The sequence below is a fragment of the Aquimarina discodermiae genome (genome assembly GCF_040786235.1).
In the GTDB taxonomy this organism is placed as follows: Bacteria; Bacteroidota; Bacteroidia; order Flavobacteriales; family Flavobacteriaceae; genus Aquimarina.
In genome coordinates, this window is record NZ_JBFMKP010000025.1 from 1 (window position 1) to 17,547 (window position 17,547).

Below are 17,547 nucleotides of genomic sequence, written 5' to 3' on the forward strand. Positions count from 1 at the left end.
GCATAAGATATCATAGATAGGTTTTTAGATTAATAAATTGAAATTCAGTACTTTAATTTACTAAAAACTTATCTTTTTTGCTACAAAAAATCCTCTAAATATTAATCGAACTCAGGTTAGTACTATACCCTAGATGATTTCAGGCATAAGTAATACTATTACATTCTCTAATTGAAAAAACGTTAATTTATGTAGCAATTTACTAGTAATTAGGTCTTCAAGAAAAACCCTGATTGTGAAAATACTATTTTGGAAAGGTGTTTTTTAAAGATTTCATAAAATAGGTTGTAAGGCAGTAATTGATATTACGATTAATATTCTGTTAACACTATATTTCGTAAATTAGCAATCCTACAATAATTGCAAAAATCTAAAACAATCATATGTCAAAAATAGCCACGTTAGAAATCGACGGTAACAAATACGAGTTTCCTATTATTCAGGGAACAGAGAGTGAATTAGGAATTGATATAAAAGCATTAAGAGGAGCTACTGGTGGTATTACCACTATCGATCCTGGATATAAAAACACAGGAAGCTGTGAGAGTGCTATTACTTTTTTGGATGGAGAAAAAGGAATTCTTAGATACCGAGGATATGCTATCGAAGAACTGGCTGAGAAAGCGGATTTTTTAGAAGTAGCTTATTTGTTGATTTTTGGAGATCTTCCTACTGCGGTCGAATTGGAAAAATTTAGTAATGATATCAAAGAAGAATCTCATGTAGATGAGGATATGAAAAAAATCCTTGATGGATTTCCTAAAAGTGCACACCCAATGGGAGTACTTTCTTCATTGACCAATGCATTAATAGCATTTAATCCGGGATCAGTAGACGTTGCATCAGAAGAAGCAATGTACGATGCAATTGTTAAGATATTATCAAAATTTCCGGTATTGGCAGCCTGGACAATGAGAAAGCGACAAGGCCTTCCCCTTGATTATGGTAATGACTCATTGGGGTATGTAGAGAATTTACATAAAATGATGTTTGCTAGGCCAAATAGAACCTATAGAGCAAATAAGATAGTAAATGATGCTTTAGATAAATTACTCATTTTACATGCAGATCACGAGCAAAACTGTTCGACTTCTACAGTACGTATAGTGGGCTCTTCTCATGCAGGTTTATTTGCATCATTGTCTGCAGGTATTTCTGCATTATGGGGACCTCTTCATGGTGGAGCGAATCAGGCAGTTATAGAAATGTTAGAGGCGATAAAAAGAGATGGTGGCGATGTCGGAAAATATATCGCAAAAGCCAAAGATAAAAATGATCCTTTCCGTTTAATGGGATTTGGACATAGAGTATATAAAAACTTTGATCCAAGAGCAAAAATAATTAAATCTGCGGCAGAGGAAGTTTTAGGGGACCTTGGTATAGAAGACCCTGTATTAGATATTGCCAAAAAACTTGCAAAAGTAGCGTTAGAAGATGAATATTTTGTGCAAAGAAAATTATATCCAAATGTAGATTTCTATTCAGGTATTATATATAGAGCACTAGGAGTCCCAACAGATATGTTTACTGTAATGTTTGCATTAGGTAGGTTACCAGGTTGGATCGCGCAATGGAGAGAAATGAGACTTCGTAAAGAACCTATAGGAAGACCAAGACAAATTTATATAGGAGAAAGAAATAGACCGTTTGTAGCTGTTGAAAAGCGCAAATAATATATAATTTTTTATAAAATAAAGCCTTATAATGTTTGTGCCATTGTAAGGCTTTTGTGTTTTTGTGAAAAATAGTTTGAATGTCCGGAATGAATAATAATTCATCATTGTCAACCTGATTTCAGGTTCTTGTTATAAACTAGCACATATTAGTGTAATAAGATTCCGAAATAAATTCGGAATGACATTGAAAATATCATTATTACACAAAACGGATAATCATAAAAATGGTAAAGTATAAATGTAAAATGCTACTTTTGCAGTGAATTAAGAAAACCTAAGTTGCTTACCTTAATAAGTGAATATATACATGAAAGAAATTAAGTTAATAAAGAATAGGTCAGATATTGGAGCAGGAACCAGGGGTTCTGATCTTGGGATTGATGCAATAGAGATCGCAGCTATTAATGGTCATGATGATTACTTCAATCTATATGCGTTCGAAGATGTAGAAACAGAAAATGAAACAATATATAATAAAGTCAATAATTCCTTTGCTAAACGAATCGGTAGTGTGATTAATGTATGTACTCGATTAAGTGATAGTGTGGCAAGCAATCTTAAAAATGATACCTATCCAATCGTATTGTCTGGGGATCATTCTTCTGCATTAGGAACTATAAGTGGTATCAAGGCAGCTTATCCAGATAAAGTACTTGGTGTTGTCTGGGTAGATGCACATGCAGATTTACATTCTCCATATACCTCTCCATCTGGAAATATCCATGGGATGCCACTGGCGGCGGCGTTAAACAGAGATAATTTAAACTATAAAACGAATGAAATATCTCAGGAGACTGCGGCTTTATGGGATAGAATGAAGAATATTGGTGTTCAAGGGCAAAAGGTAGAAGCTCAAAATGTAATATATTTTGGGGTAAGAGATACAGAAGAAGCCGAAGATAAATCGATTGAAGAAAAACAAATTAAGAACTATACCGTAGAAGAAATGAGGTATAGAGGGTTTGAAAAATGTTTGCAAGAAGCAGTTCAAAAATTAGATACATGTGATATGATTTATATCTCATTTGATGTTGATAGTATGGACTGCGATATGATATCTAAAGGAACAGGAACCCCTGTTTCTAAAGGATTTGATATCGATGAAGCAATACAAATTATTAAAGCATTTGTTAGTACGGGTAAAACGAGTTGTTTTGAGGTGGTTGAAGTAAACCCCACCCTTGATAATAAAGGTAATAAAATGGCTGAAGCAGCATTTAAAGTTTTAAAAGAGACTACAGCATCAATAACAGAAAAAATGATAAACTAATCTTTTGGAAGCGCAAGTAACAAATACTATTTTAATGATTCGTCCTAGGCATTTTAGGATGAATGAACAGACTGCAATCAATAATTATTACCAGAAGAATGTGAATCACTCTAATGTCAATGAGATTGCTTTAGGTGAGTTTGATAAATTTATTGCCGTACTTAGGAGTGCTGGAATACAGGTAGTTGTAAATGAAGATACTCTGGATGAGGATACTCCTGATTCAATTTTTCCTAATAATTGGATCTCATTTCATGAAAATGGCGATGTAGGATTGTATCCTATGTTTGCGGTAAATAGAAGGAAGGAACGTAGGTTAGAAGTATTAGAGCAAATAGAACTAGCAGGTTATAAAATAAATAACTGTATCGATTATACAGATGCAGAGCTTCAAGAATTGTACTTAGAAGGTACAGGTAGCCTTGTTTTGGATCGTATTCATAAAAAAGCATATTGTGCTTTATCACCACGAGCTAGCGAAGAGTTGGTGATAGAGTTCTGCGAAGATTTTGAATATACACCTGTTATTTTTACAGCATATCAAACCGTACAAAGTGAAAGATTACCGATATACCATACAAACGTGATGATGGGAATTGGAGAAACTTTTGCAATCGTATGCCTAGCATGTATAGATGATAAAAAAGAACGTAAAAATTTGATAAATCATCTAAAAAACGATAGAAAAGAAGTGATTGAGATTACAGAGGATCAAGTGAGTCGTTTTGCAGGTAATGTACTTCAAGTTGTAGGTTTCGAAGATAAACGTTATCTTGTAATGTCTCAATCTGCATTCAAGAGTTTAACAAAAGATCAAATTACAAAAATAGAAAAGCATTGCGCCATTCTTTATAGTGATCTTGCAACCATTGAAACATTAGGTGGTGGGAGTGCACGTTGTATGATGGCCGAAGTTTTTCTTCCTAAAAGTTTGTAATGTGAATCTCGAGTTTTTCTTTTTTTAGAATAACTACCATTTTTGACAAAATGACCTGTACAAATTTGTAATATAGTAAATATGCTTTCTAAGAAAACAAAATATGGATTAAAGGCGCTTACCTATATAGCGCGTAAAAGGTGTGATCATCCTGTATTGATTTCTGAAATAGCAACGAGTGAGAATATTTCTCAGAAATTTTTGGAAAGTATATTACTAACATTAAGAAAAACAGGTGTTTTAGGCTCTAAAAAGGGAAAAGGAGGGGGCTATTATATGATTAAGGACCCAAAAGATATTACCATAGCTTCTGTAATTAGAGTTTTAGAAGGCCCTATTGCGATGGTACCTTGTGTGAGTCTTAATTTTTATGAAAAATGTAGCGATTGTCCAGATGAAGGCGCTTGTGCTGTACATAGTGTAATGATAGAAGTACGAGATAATACCTTAAAGGTTTTAGAGAATAAGACGCTTGCAGATTTTGTTGAATAGTTATAAAAGAACATTTTTTAATTATCAAATACTTTAATGTATTTATAGGGACCTTTTATTTTACCCCATATATGGTCACCTTCTTTGTTAAAACCTTTGGTCCAGGAAGAAATTTTTCCATTACTTACAATTAATGTACTTAGGATATAATCAACATTGGGGATGCTACTGGTGCAAGCCCCTTTTTTAGTCTTTCCAGAATATATAGTAGAAGTTTCTTTTTTAAAATACATTTGACACCCCATAACTATTTCTAAATCCTCTAAACGTAATTGATTGAGAAAATCTATATTAGAACTAATGTTTTGATGCTTTTTGAGGTTCGGTATTTTATAACTAGTACTCCTAAGGGTTACCGAATCTAGCCTGTCATAATGTATTATTCTTTGAAAATAGACGCGGCCGTTTTGTCGAATATCAGAAATTTCTGAAAACATCCAATATCCAGATCTATTTTCCCAAATACGAGTGTTTTTTAGGGTAAGATGTGGAAAGTTAATGTCGTTTTCTGCTTGAATCTCATTAGAAAATTCACCGGTAAGAAGCATTACAAGATTATAGAGTTCTGGATCCTTTGTAAAATCAGAATTACATGATGAAAATAAAATAGGGATACATAAAAAAATAGAGAGTAAAAGTTGCTTCATATATCGGTTAAATACATTTTATATTTAAAATACAAAAAATATCGTTACTTATCGATGAATTGTGTATTTTATCTTGGGAGAAAAACTTTAGAGACCAATTTTTCGAATCATACCCCGAAAGATAAAGTAGTGAAAAGGAGTTAGTAAATGCCAGTATATTCTTCCCCAAATTCCTTTGGGTCTAAAAGTAGCTGTTTGATGTAAAGTGTCGTTTGTATCAATGTCGAACTCTAACCATGCTTCTCCCGGAATACGCATTTCAGCAAATAATAATAATCGCTTGTTATTTTTGTCAGCTACCAAAACCCTCCAAAAGTCTATAACATCTCCAGAAGAAATCTCATAGGGATGAGTTCTACCTCTTCTTAGGCCTACACCTCCAAATAATTTGTCGAAATACCCTCTGATTTTCCATAGCCAATTTCCGTAATACCACCCCGTTTCACCACCTATGGCCCATATTTTATCCAAGGAAGTTTTTACATTTAACACATGTAGTTTTTTATAATCTTTATAACATCCACGCTTAGGTACTGTTATATATTTTTGAATACTTTGTTTAAAACGGCCGCTTATCATAGAATCTTTCCAGCTAGAAACTACTTGGTTTTGCTCTATTTTTATCAAAGCTAACTCAACAGCCTTTTGGTAAGTAGAAGGATAAATACCTAATAATGATTGTAGTTTTGCATCTTTGGCAATTACAGGTATTTTCATGCTGTCTACAAGATTTAAAGCAAGTTTATATGAGGTAGATGTTACAAAATATAACCAGTATGATGATAATTTAGGAGTCATTAAAGGTAGTGTTATGATAAATAATTTGAGACCTCTTACTTTAGAATACGATTTAAGCATTTTTTTGTAGGTAAGAATATCGGGCCCTCCAATATCCCAGGATTTATTAAAACAATCCTTATTTCCTAATACCTCAACCATAAAACTAAGTACATCTCTAATAGCTATAGGTTGTGTGGGTGTATTTACCCATTTAGGAGTAATCATGATTGGTAATTTTTCACAGAGATCTCGAATAATTTCGAAAGAGGAACTACCAGAACCAACAATAATACCAGAACGTAATACTGTAAGGTTGTAATTACCTTGATAAAGTATTTCTTCAACATGCTTTCTTGATCGTAAATGTTTTGATAATATATTTTCATTTACAATGCCACTAAGGTAAATTACTTGCTTTATTTGAGTATGTTCTAAGTACTTGTTAAAATTTTGAGCAGAAAGTTCTTCTTTTTTGTCAAAATCTTGTGTCGAGGAACTCATAGAATGGATTAAGTAATAAGCAGCATCGATACACTTAGGAAGGATTGATATATTAATCGGTTTCAAGAAATCAATTTCTATGATGTGAACTCTTTCTTTTATTTCATCGGGGATTGATAACCTGCTTTTATCCCTTACACAACAAATAACTTCGTAACCAGAATTTAATAGAACAGGCAGTAATCTCATTCCAATATAACCATTGGCTCCGGTAAGAAGAATTTTCATTTTTATTTAAAAGATACAAATAATTTTAAATTCTTTAGGATAATTATGTTTTTAATATGATCGTAAGGAAATGATAAGAAAACACTTAGTGAGACTCTGTAAATTCTATTATCTTTACGCCTTAATTTTAGAAGATGAGTATACATCAAATCATATCAGATAAAGTAAAAGAAGCAATACAAGAAGTATTTAGCGTGGCTCTCGAGTCTGTAGAATTACAAATAACTCGTAAAGAATTTGAAGGGGATATAACAGTAGTAGTTTTTCCGATGCTTAGACAAGTTAAAGGAAACCCTATGCAAATAGGAGAGACTATTGGAAAGTATTTGGTAGATAATGTAAATGAAATTGAAGGTTATAATGTAGTAAAGGGTTTTTTAAACTTGGTAATTTCTGACTCATATTATCTTGATTTCTTTGCCCAAATTAAAGACCGCAAAAATTTTGGTTTTGTAACACCTTCAAAAGATGGAAAAGCTGTTATGGTAGAATACTCTTCTCCTAATACGAATAAGCCATTACACCTAGGGCATATTCGAAATAATTTATTAGGGTTTGCGGTAGCAGAGATTTTAAAGGCTAGTGGTAAAGAAGTGTTTAAAACCCAGATTATTAATGACAGAGGGATTCATATTTGCAAATCGATGATTGCTTGGCAAAAGTTTGGAAATGGAGCTACTCCCAAATCTACTGGTTTAAAAGGAGATAAATTAGTAGGTAATTATTATGTAAAGTTTGATCAAAAATATAAAGAACAAATAGCAGCATTAATAGATCAAGGCAAAACCGAAGACGAAGCAAAGAAAGAAGCTCCAATTATTGTAGAGGCTCAAGAAATGCTTAGAAAATGGGAGTCGGGTGATAGCGAAGTAGTTCAATTATGGAAAACAATGAACGGTTGGGTGTATGAAGGATTCGATCAGACATACAAAGCTTTGGGAGTTGATTTTGATAGTTATTATTATGAGAGTAATACCTATTTGTTAGGTAAAAACAATATCGAAGAAGGTTTGGCTAAAGGTGTTTTCTTTAAAAAAGAAGATGGCTCTGTCTGGTGTGACCTTACCGATGAAGGATTGGATGAAAAATTGGTATTACGTAGTGACGGTACATCAGTTTATATGACGCAAGATATTGGTACAGCAATACAAAGAGTTACAGATAATCCGAGCGTTGGCGGGATGATCTACACAGTTGGTAATGAACAAGATTATCATTTTAAGGTACTATTTCTTATTTTGAAGAAATTAGGGTATGATTGGGCAGAAAACCTACACCACTTGAGTTATGGTATGGTAGATTTGCCAAGCGGAAAAATGAAAAGCAGAGAAGGTACCGTTGTAGATGCAGATGATTTGATTATCGAAATGGCTAGAACTGCAGAAGAGATATCTCAGGATTTAGGTAAGTTAGATGGTTATACAGATGAAGAAAAAGCAGAGGTGTATCGTGTTATAGGACTTGGAGCTTTAAAATATTACATCTTAAAAGTTGATCCTAAGAAACGTATTCTCTTTAATCCAGAGGAGTCTGTAGATTTTCAGGGTAATACAGGGCCTTTTATACAATATACTTATGCTCGTATTCAAGCAATTTTACGCAAAGCAGATTTTGATCGTTCTATAATAGTAACAGAAGTAAAATTGGATCCAAAAGAAAAGGAACTTATTAAGCTTTTAGAATTGTATCCAGATGTTATTCAAAATGCATCAAATGAACTTAGTCCAGCGTTGGTGGCAAATTATATCTATGAGTTGGTAAAGAACTACAACTCATTTTTTCAAAATGTATCCATATTTGGAGCTGAAAAAGAAGAAGAAAAAATATTTAGAGTTCAGATTTCAGAAATAGTAGGAACTACCATAAAATCTGCACTAGGGTTATTGGGGATTAGTGTTCCCGAGAGAATGTAATGGTTGATAACGATCTCTTTTAAAATTAGATAATATAGAGTAATTCACCTTTAAGATGTAACGGTTGTTTCTGTTATCTAATTTTGGCTAAACTTCATAAAAAATATAAGCCAAAAAGATGTTTGTCAAAATCTGTTTTTCGAATTTGTAAAAACATATCATTATATACCTATCTAAAATTTGTATTAAATTTTACTCAGATAAAGCCTCAGTTTTGAGGCTTTTTTATTTTTTTTTAAATAACTGTGCTTTTTTTTGTTTTATTAAGTGTTGTTTTTCAGGTGTTTGTTGGTTTTTTGGAGATCAAGAGATATTTTTTTTGAAAAAATGATAGGGTATATGATGTTAGGATCGTTTTATATATAGAAGCAATAATAAATGCTTTAGTTCATTGAAAACAGTTAATAAGCGAAGTATATACATAGAGATTCACTTTATGTAATGAAAATGACACTTTATACAGTCAAACATACCGTTCATACAGTATGATAGCAAAGAAATAAGGTTGTGTAGTATATTTACTATATGTTTTTAATTGTTAAAAGTTTATTTAAAGATTTTTAAAAATACAGATGTTTCTAACGTAACATATTTGTATTACTAAAATATTGAAGAATTTATTGAGCAGCTGGGGGGTTGCCAATAATTTATGTGAATTCAGTTTGTTAAAATGGTTATTCTTTCAAGAGTAACCATTTTTTTTGTCTTTTAATCTCTCATTTTTATAAATACTATTTACGATTAGTTGGGTAGTAAAGATCTGTTTTCTATTTTAGTATAATGAAATTTCGAATAGAGAGAGCTACCACGTTGGATTTATCTTTAATGCAGCGTTTATTTTATCAAACTGTAACGATTTACGGGTCTAAAATATTTACAAAATCCGAAATTAAAGAGTATTCGAAGTTGGCGAGAAATAAAGAATACTGGAAAAAGAAGTTTGTAACCGATTATATATATAATGCCAAATTAAATGGAGAAATAATAGGTTCTTTTTTGTTAAATAGAGATGGTACCATTGATTATATCTTTGTTCATCAGAACTATCAGGGGCATGGGATAGCGATGGAACTTTATAAGACATTAGAAAAAGTTGCAAAAGAATCTGGAATACAAACACTGACAACCAAAATAAACGCAATTACAAAACCTTTTTTTGAAAAAAAGGGCTTTACAATTTTAGAAAATGTAGTAAAATCAAAAAATGGTAAGGAAATAATTGTGCATACCGGAATAAAAAATATTTCAGAAATTTAATCTAAATACGATGTTTGGAATAAAAGACAATCCAAACTGTTTTACTTCGTCTATAGCGTTTTCGTCACTATTATGTATTTTGTAAAATTTATTTGAAATATTTTCTTCATTTAAGGCATTCCAAATAGAGACCCCTCCAAGTGCTCTAATTTTTTTTGTTATTTTAAATTTATAAGTAGTAGAAAAGTCGATGCGTAAGTAATCGGTGGTACGCGAACTATTTGGTTTTTTATAGTTGATAATACTGTTTTCGATTGCGTTATCTGATTGTGGTTCGGTAATAGGTTTTCCACTATGCCAATTGATACCTCCAGACAATTTAAAATCGTTAATAGAATAGGCTACAGCAACATTCAAATTGTGTCTAACATCAATATTATTAGGAAATTTTGTTTCGTTTAAATTAAGAAAAGTATACTCATTGTCTGCATAAGAATAACTTAGCCAGGTACTAATGCTTTTAAATCTCTTGTTAATTAAAAAATCAATACCATATACGTTGTAACTACCGTGGTCTTGTATAAATTCGAATTGGTTTTGGAAACCTTGGCTTCTGGTAATAATACCATTTACATCTTTATAATAAAAATCAGTATTAATTAACCAACTATTATTTTTAAAACTTAAACCCATCGAACCTTGTACGCTTCTTAGTATTGGTATATCCTGATTGTTAGATAAAATCCACCTTCTATTTTCTACTCCCAAAAAATCGTTTTGAAGGTCAATAACCTGTGAGGTAGTTTGATTTTTAATTTCGCCCAAAAACTCTAACGTAAAATGATTTGCAAACCTTTTGTGAAAGCTTATCCTTGGTTCGATAACATACTTGTCAAATTTTTCAAAATAGTTTAACCGTACTCCAACATGTAAAAGATCTTTTTCAGAAGAAGATCTATATTCGATTTCAGAAAAAATGCTATGTGTTCTTAATACCTCCTTAATACGATCCCTAAAAACAGGATTGTTTAGGTCCTGAAGATTCGAAATACCAGTTTCATTAAATTGATAGCCAGTTTTAAAATTGTAACGAGTGCTCGGTTTATATAGAGCATCCAGCTTTATGCCATTTTCTAATACATGATTTTCCTGTAAAAGACGCTGATTATTTTCAATATCAGAGTTGATAGCTTTTAATTTATAGTCGGTCCCATATGCCAATATTTTGCTTTGAAAAGTAGAACTCCACTCCTTAAAGTATAAAATACCTCCTGCATTATTGTTTTGTTCTAAGCTACTTTCTCTGGCAATATTTAATTGATTTATAATAGAATTTTCCTGAAACCTTAGATCATTATGCATGATCAAAGCATTTATCTTAATAAAATCTTTAGATGTTACTTTATAGATCCATCGAATACTGGTATCATAAAAAGAGAATTGATCATCAGAGCTTCTAACATCAATTACCTCTGAGTTTTGAAAAGTTTTATCAAAGTATTTTTGATAAGTAGGGGTTTCGATTATTCCATTTATAGAATGTCGTACCGCAAATTGTAACGAGGACTTTTTACCTATGGGAGTGTCTGTGTATCCATCTACACTAATTAGATTTACCCCGATACTAGTGTTGGTATCCTTAGAGATTTTATTACTGGTATTCATTGCAATAACACTGGATACCCCATCTCCATAAGCAGCACTAGATCCGTTTTTGAAAAGTTTTACATTTTTGGTTAAATAGGGGTTAAAAGCAGAGATTAAACCAAAAAAGTGACTTGTTTGATACATTTTTATACCATCCCACAAGATTAAATTTTGATCGTTGGTGCCTCCTCTAACATTAATATCAGAAATTGTCTCGTTAACGCTTAGAATTCCCGGTAAAGCCTGGATAGTTTGTAATAAATTGGGTTCGAGCAAACCCGGAAGAACACCAAAATTATCATAGTTTATGGCTATAGAACCATCTGTTTGTTTATTAATTCCTTTAATCAAATAATCCCTTAGAAGAATTTCATTTAAGTACTCAACTTGTGGGGTTAAGATAATTTCGTTACATGTATTTATGTCAAAATCTTTGACGTCTATTTTTATTGGGTAATAGCCTAAATGATTAATAGTTATTAATTCGGTATCAGAATTAACCTTGATCCTAAATTCACCAGATGAATCACTAATTGTAGAAAAATTTTGTGTTTGAATTGTTGCACTACCAATAACTTGCTTATCCGTATCTAAAAGGGTTCCGCAAACTTCTATAAGATTTTGTTTTAGACTTAGGGCAATGGTCAGATCATTTAAAGTTGTGTAAATAAATGGAGTCCTTTTTTCTAGGTAGATGATTATGCTGTCAAAATCTAATGAATCTGATGGCTTTATGACTGTGATATCTTTTACATCATTATCGAGATAGGAAAAATGATATCCGAATTTTTTTTGGATATCATTCAAAACTATTTTAAGACTAATCTTCTCGTTTGTTACCTGTGCTTTGCCAGAAACAAAAGTAAAAAGTAATAAAATAAATAAAACAATGGTTTTAGTTTTGATCACTCTTTATACAATGTTATATTTTTATCATTAATTGTATAGTTTAAACGCATAGGTATGGTAATAGATTGTAATGCAGTCTCAATATCATAATGTACAAAGCTTCCTGTAAATAAGGTGGTTAAATTAATGTCTTTTGTTAGGATTGTTACATCGTATTGTCTTTCGAATTCTTTAAGTATATAAGCATAGGGTAAGCTTTTGAAAGAACTTTTGTTCTCTTGCCAATCTGGTAATAGGGTAGTTGTTTGGGTGTAATGTAATGTGTTGTTTATTACCGAAAAAATATTTCCTTTGGTCAAAGTCGTAACCTTTTTGTTATAGGTAACCTTTACAGAACCTTCATAGCAAGTTACTTCGAAAAAATTTTCTCTATTTTTTACATTAAATTGAGTGCCTAGAACACTCACCCTTCCAGAACTGGTAAATACATCAAATTTTTTCCCTTTTGCAACCTTAAAAAATGCTTCACCCGTTAAAGAGACTTTACGTTGCTTTATCCAATTGTCTTTTGAGAAACTTAAAGATGATAACGCATTAAGATAAACGAATGAAGAATCTGGTAAATTAATATGAGTTTTTTCATTCGCCAGAGTAGAAATATATGTGTCTTTTTTATTAAAAAATGCAAAGTAGGTTACAATTCCTATAACAAAAATGGCAGCTACTCTTATAAGTATCGATGGTATAGAAAGAGGTGTTTTTGTTTGATAACTTTGCTCAGGTAATTGTTTCTTTAAGTCATTAAGGTTTTCTTCAATATCATAATTAGGTGCCTTAAAACTTTTAGCTACTTCGGATATTTTACAATAAGAATCAAAGGCATCTAATTGCTCAAATGCCTTCAATTCTTCCTTGTTGAGCTCTGTGTTATTCAACCATTTTAATATGATTTTTTTCTTTTTCATAACAACATTTCAGTTATATAACAATCGTATGAGAAAAATTCCCAGTCATGATTACATTTTTTATATCCCTTCTATTTCTTTTCTTAGCTTTTCGAGAGCACCATAGATTCTTTTTTCAACCGCTTTTCTAGAAATACCAAGTAATGCTGCGATCTCTTTGTGTTTTTTCCCTTCTGCTCTATTCATTAGAAAAGCTACGCGTTGGGGTTCGGTTAATTTGGCCAATGCTCTTTGATATTTTTCAAAATATTCTTTTTCTTCTAAGATGTATTGAGGGTTTTCTTCTGTTTTATTTTTTTGACTACCGCTTTGTAATTGATAGTTTAGCTTAACCTTGTTGTGTTTTATTTCATTTAACGTTAAGTTGTTTGCAATTGTAAATAAGAAACTTTTTGCTTTTGTAATCGGTACTTTTTTGCAGTTTTTCCAGAGTTTTATAAAAGCTTCCTGTACTTGATCTCTAGGATTTATGTGATCACCATATTTGTAATAAATAAAGTTGTGAAGATTTTCTGAGTACTTTTTGAAAACCTCAGAAAATAACTTTTCGTTGCAAACATTCTCAAACAAATCTTTGGACATTCTTGGTAAATTTGTCTAAAATTAAAAAAAACATGATGGTATTAGGAATTTTTGCGTTTAAATTGTTACTATATAAATAAATAGAACAAAATGAAAGCAAGGGGTTTCATAATGGTATGGTTAAGTTTAGTGCTATTAAGTGCAATTGCATGCCAAAAAGAGGAAAGAGAATTTATTGATGAATCTCAGGATAATACGATTCCAAAGGATTCTAGGTTGGCGAAGTTAATGCGAGATATTACAACACACGATGGTTCTTATGATGATCTAGTAGATGGCGGTAATTGTTACAGCATTAATTTACCGTATACTATTTTGCTTAATGGAAAAGAAAAAGAAATAACTAAATTAAGTGATTATATAGATATACATACAACTGATTTTATAGAAATACAATACCCTATAACTATTACAATGCATGACTATATAGAAAAAAGTATTAATAATAAGGAGCAGTTAACAATTTTGGCTGCTTTGTGTTCTAATGAAGATGATGATATAGAATGTATTGATTTTAATTACCCTTTTAAACTTTCTACTTTTAATACTAATACAAATGTTTTTAAAACTATAGACGCAATTCATGATGCTCAACTGTTCGTATTTATGAGTGATCTTAATGAAGAAATGTCTATATCAATAAAATATCCTATAATCATGGAGTTGCATAATGGGCAAAATACAGAAGCAGCTCATAATACCGATTTACTTTCTACAATTTTGGAGTATGCCGTTTCCTGTGATGAAAATGATAATAATCCTTCAAATTAAAGGTTTTTGGATTAGGTAGTCGCTTTTTGTTTGATAAAAACTATGATTTGTTAAACAAAAAGTTAAAAAAATGCTAAAATCATATTCTTGGGTTAGAGATTTTTTTTGTGAGTTGTTTAATCATCAAAATAAATAATCAAAAATTTAGAATGATGAAACTTACAAGACAACTTACCCTAATTTTTATTGCATTTATAGTATGTTTTACTTCATGTAATAACGATGATGATTCAACAACGACTCTTCCGGTATCAAATACAATTGCCGATTTTGTAACTAATAATGCTAATTATAGTTCACTACTGGCTGCCTTACAAAGAACAGAATTAGATAAAACACTAGCAGGAGATGGTTCTTTTACCGTTTTCGCACCTAATAATAATGCTTTTGAAACTTTTCTAGATGGTACTGCGTTAGATGATGTGCCAACAGAAACATTAAGGCAATTATTGTTAAATCATGTGATAGGGGATAGGGTAACTTCGAATATGCTAACGACTGGTTATGTCAAGAATTTGGCACAAGAATCGACCACTATGGCAAACCTAAGTATGTATATTAATACAGCTGGTGGCGTGGTGATTAATGGAGAATCTACTGTGACCACTGCAGACATAAGTACAGATAACGGAGTGATTCATGCAGTAGATAAAGTAATCCCTTTACCTACTATTGTAACTTTTGCAACAGCAGATGCTACTTTTAGCAATTTGGTAGCGGCCCTTACAAGAGATGATCAGTTAGATGAGAACTATGTGGCTACTTTAAGCACTGCAAACGGAACATCTCCTGCACCATTTACGGTTTTTGCACCCACCGATGATGCATTTGCAAGCTTATTAACAGAATTGAGTGCGGGTTCATTGGCCGATATAGATGAGGCTACTCTTACAGCTACATTAAACCTTCATGTAGTTGCTGGTGCAAATGTTAGAGCTGAAGATCTTTCTAGTGGAACCATAACCACATTAGGAGGTGATATTACGGCAGATGCGCCTCAAGCAACGCTTACCGATGCTAATAATAGAGTGAGTAATATCATTGTGACCGATGTACAGGCGGCTAATGGTGTTATTCATGCTATCGACAAGGTGATATTACCTGCACTATAACCATAAATAAACCCTCCAGCGCAATATAACGCCCATGATATTTAATATATCATCACCAAATATCATGGGGTTATTTCACACTATATCTTAATTACTAACTCTAAAAAAATGAATATTATGAAAAAGTTATTCAATAAAACTTCTATGTCTTTTTTATGCATATTGAGTATGATATTGGTATTGTCATGTCAAAATGATGATAACGAAAGTATTGGTAAAGAAACACTACAAATTGATTTTGAAGAATCGCCTGTTATTAGTTTTGATGAAATTGAGAAAATGACTCAAAACATTATTGAAGGAGAGTTAACCATCCCCGAAGAAACTTCGGTAGCATCAAAATCTGTAAATACGATCAGTAGAGAAAAAAGAATTTATGATTTTTCAGCAACAGTGAATAGTGGAGCTGGAGAGGGGTCAGAAATCTCTGGCGAATTAAAATTAAATTACACGTTGTACCACGCAAGCTTTGCTATTGTAAGAGGAAAGTTAACACTTCCAGACGGAACAAAAGCAAGGGTTAGAGGTGCTGTTGTTTGTGATGGAATTGTTTATTTGGTTATACGCTTACCTGAGGGGGGCTTAATTTTTGGAGTCGGAAAAGTAGACGAAAATGAAAATTTAGAAGGGAGTTTTAGAATTTTTGGCTCTGGTGTAGGGAAAGGTAATTGGAAAGCCGAACTGACAGAAGTTGTACTTCCTAATAAAAACATTGTAGAATTGATCGTAGAAGATGGAAGGTTTACAACTTTGGTAGCTGCATTACAATCAGCAGATTTGGTCACAGCATTATCAGGAGAAGGTCCCTTTACGGTATTTGCTCCTACAGATACAGCATTTGAAGCATTAGAAGAGATTCCTGGAGGAGAGGTGTTAAAAGAAATTTTATTATATCACGTAGCAGCAGGAAGGTTTAACTCTTCAAAATTACTAGAAGAAGAACTAACAGAAACATTACAAGGAGAAAATATAAAGGTGAGCTTTAATGAAAATAACGAAATTGTAATTAATGACACAGTCAAAGTAATTTCAGCAAATATAGGGGGGGGCAATGGGATAATTCATATTATAGAAGCCGTACTTTTACCACCTTCATTACAACCGACTCCAAGTATTTTGGAAATAGCAATCGCGACACCAGAATTGTCGACTTTGGTAGGTGCTGTACAATCTGCAGGATTGGTAGAGGCATTATCTGGTGAAGGTCCGTTTACTGTTTTTGCTCCAACCAATGCTGCTTTCGACGCGTTAGAATCCATACCAGGAGGAGATACTCTTAAAGAAGTATTGTTGTATCACGTAGTTTCTGGAAAATATACAGCAGAAGATTTACTTGCAAAACAAGAGATTACAACGCTTCAGGGAGAGAAAGTTACTATAGAAATGATAGATGACAAAGTATTTCTTAACGGAAATGTTGAGGTTGCAATTGCAGATATCGAAGCTTCTAATGGTATTGTACATGTGATCAGCGGTGTATTACTGCCTCCGAAACCTTTACCCACGATTGTAGAACTTGCTATAGCTACTCCAGAGTTATCAACTTTGGTTAGTGCAGTACAATCAGCGGGATTGGTCGATGCGCTTTCTGGAGAAGGTCCGTTCACTGTTTTTGCTCCCACCAATGATGCTTTTGCAGCATTAGATGAACTGCCTATGGGAGATACGCTTAAAGAAGTATTATTATATCATGTGGTTTCGGGTAAATATACGGCAGAAGATTTACTGGAAAAACAGGAGATAACAACCCTTCAGGGAGAAAAAGTTACCATAGAAATGATGGATGGTAAAGTATTTATTAACGGAAATATTGAGGTCGCCATGGCAGATATCGAAGCCTCAAATGGTATTGTACATATTATTAAAGGTATTTTGATTCCTTCTACATGTTCTTTTTAGAAGTTAACTAAAAAAAGTGAGTATTTAGTTAATGTATTACAACTTAACTAAATTTATAAGCTATTGATAATATACATGCTT

Annotated in this window: 14 protein-coding genes; 9 read left to right on the forward strand and 5 right to left on the reverse strand. The window is 32.3% G+C overall.

What is annotated here, in order from left to right; genetic code table 11:
• The first annotated feature begins 383 nt into the window (after positions 1 to 383).
• From ABW636_RS16080 to ABW636_RS16095, 4 genes are all read left to right on the forward strand, one after another.
• Positions 384 to 1,673: a citrate synthase gene (locus ABW636_RS16080; protein ID WP_367591087.1), complete on the forward strand. Its 1,290-nt coding sequence runs from the start codon at positions 384 to 386 to the stop codon at positions 1,671 to 1,673.
• A gap of 310 nt (positions 1,674 to 1,983) precedes the next feature.
• Positions 1,984 to 2,946 carry an arginase gene (locus ABW636_RS16085; protein ID WP_367591088.1) on the forward strand — a complete coding sequence of 321 codons (963 nt, stop codon included), beginning with the start codon at positions 1,984 to 1,986 and terminating at the stop codon, positions 2,944 to 2,946.
• Between the two features lie 34 nt (positions 2,947 to 2,980).
• A complete protein-coding gene (gene ctlX / locus ABW636_RS16090) occupies positions 2,981 to 3,883 on the forward strand; it encodes a citrulline utilization hydrolase CtlX (protein WP_367591159.1) in 903 nt (300 codons plus the stop codon).
• A gap of 81 nt (positions 3,884 to 3,964) precedes the next feature.
• Positions 3,965 to 4,375, forward strand: coding sequence for an RrF2 family transcriptional regulator (locus tag ABW636_RS16095; protein WP_367591089.1), 411 nt, complete (start codon positions 3,965 to 3,967; stop codon positions 4,373 to 4,375).
• Positions 4,376 to 4,392: 17 nt separating this feature from the next.
• On the opposite strand, the gene ABW636_RS16100 is transcribed toward ABW636_RS16095, so the two are convergent.
• Positions 4,393 to 5,022, reverse strand: a complete 630-nt coding sequence (locus ABW636_RS16100; protein WP_367591090.1) for a chromophore lyase CpcT/CpeT — start codon at positions 5,020 to 5,022, stop codon at positions 4,393 to 4,395.
• Positions 5,023 to 5,109: 87 nt separating this feature from the next.
• Complete coding sequence (locus ABW636_RS16105) at positions 5,110 to 6,531, reverse strand: SDR family oxidoreductase (protein ID WP_367591091.1); 1,422 nt, start codon at positions 6,529 to 6,531, stop codon at positions 5,110 to 5,112.
• Between the two features lie 134 nt (positions 6,532 to 6,665).
• On the opposite strand from ABW636_RS16105, the gene argS reads away from it, so the two are divergent.
• Positions 6,666 to 8,444, forward strand: coding sequence for an arginine--tRNA ligase (gene argS / locus ABW636_RS16110; protein WP_367591092.1), 1,779 nt, complete (start codon positions 6,666 to 6,668; stop codon positions 8,442 to 8,444).
• Between the two features lie 780 nt (positions 8,445 to 9,224).
• Entirely contained in the window at positions 9,225 to 9,701 is a 477-nt protein-coding gene (locus ABW636_RS16115; protein ID WP_367591093.1) for a GNAT family N-acetyltransferase, read from the forward strand.
• Here the strand turns inward: ABW636_RS16115 and ABW636_RS16120 are convergent.
• Genes ABW636_RS16120 through ABW636_RS16130 form a run of 3 tightly spaced genes read right to left on the reverse strand, consistent with a single transcriptional unit; the run spans position 9,690 to position 13,684 of the window.
• Complete coding sequence (locus ABW636_RS16120) at positions 9,690 to 12,197, reverse strand: TonB-dependent receptor plug domain-containing protein (protein WP_367591094.1); 2,508 nt, start codon at positions 12,195 to 12,197, stop codon at positions 9,690 to 9,692. The two genes, ABW636_RS16115 and ABW636_RS16120, sit on opposite strands and share 12 nt — an antisense overlap.
• Positions 12,194 to 13,102, reverse strand: a complete 909-nt coding sequence (locus tag ABW636_RS16125; RefSeq protein ID WP_367591095.1) for a FecR family protein — start codon at positions 13,100 to 13,102, stop codon at positions 12,194 to 12,196. Before ABW636_RS16125 ends, ABW636_RS16120 begins: the two co-directional genes overlap by 4 nt.
• Before the next feature lie 60 nt (positions 13,103 to 13,162).
• Positions 13,163 to 13,684 (reverse strand): RNA polymerase sigma factor, encoded by a 522-nt coding sequence (locus ABW636_RS16130; RefSeq protein ID WP_367591096.1) that lies wholly within the window; start codon positions 13,682 to 13,684, stop codon positions 13,163 to 13,165.
• A 90-nt stretch (positions 13,685 to 13,774) separates the two neighbouring features.
• Here ABW636_RS16130 and ABW636_RS16135 point away from each other — a divergent pair, with 90 nt between their 5' ends.
• The 3 genes from ABW636_RS16135 to ABW636_RS16145 all read left to right on the forward strand — a co-directional run bounded on the left by ABW636_RS16135 (position 13,775) and on the right by ABW636_RS16145 (position 17,466).
• Positions 13,775 to 14,455, forward strand: coding sequence for a hypothetical protein (locus ABW636_RS16135; RefSeq protein WP_367591097.1), 681 nt, complete (start codon positions 13,775 to 13,777; stop codon positions 14,453 to 14,455).
• Positions 14,456 to 14,604: 149 nt separating this feature from the next.
• Complete coding sequence (locus ABW636_RS16140) at positions 14,605 to 15,567, forward strand: fasciclin domain-containing protein (RefSeq protein ID WP_367591098.1); 963 nt, start codon at positions 14,605 to 14,607, stop codon at positions 15,565 to 15,567.
• Between the two features lie 117 nt (positions 15,568 to 15,684).
• Positions 15,685 to 17,466: a fasciclin domain-containing protein gene (locus ABW636_RS16145; RefSeq protein ID WP_367591099.1), complete on the forward strand. Its 1,782-nt coding sequence runs from the start codon at positions 15,685 to 15,687 to the stop codon at positions 17,464 to 17,466.
• Positions 17,467 to 17,547: the final 81 nt, after the last annotated feature.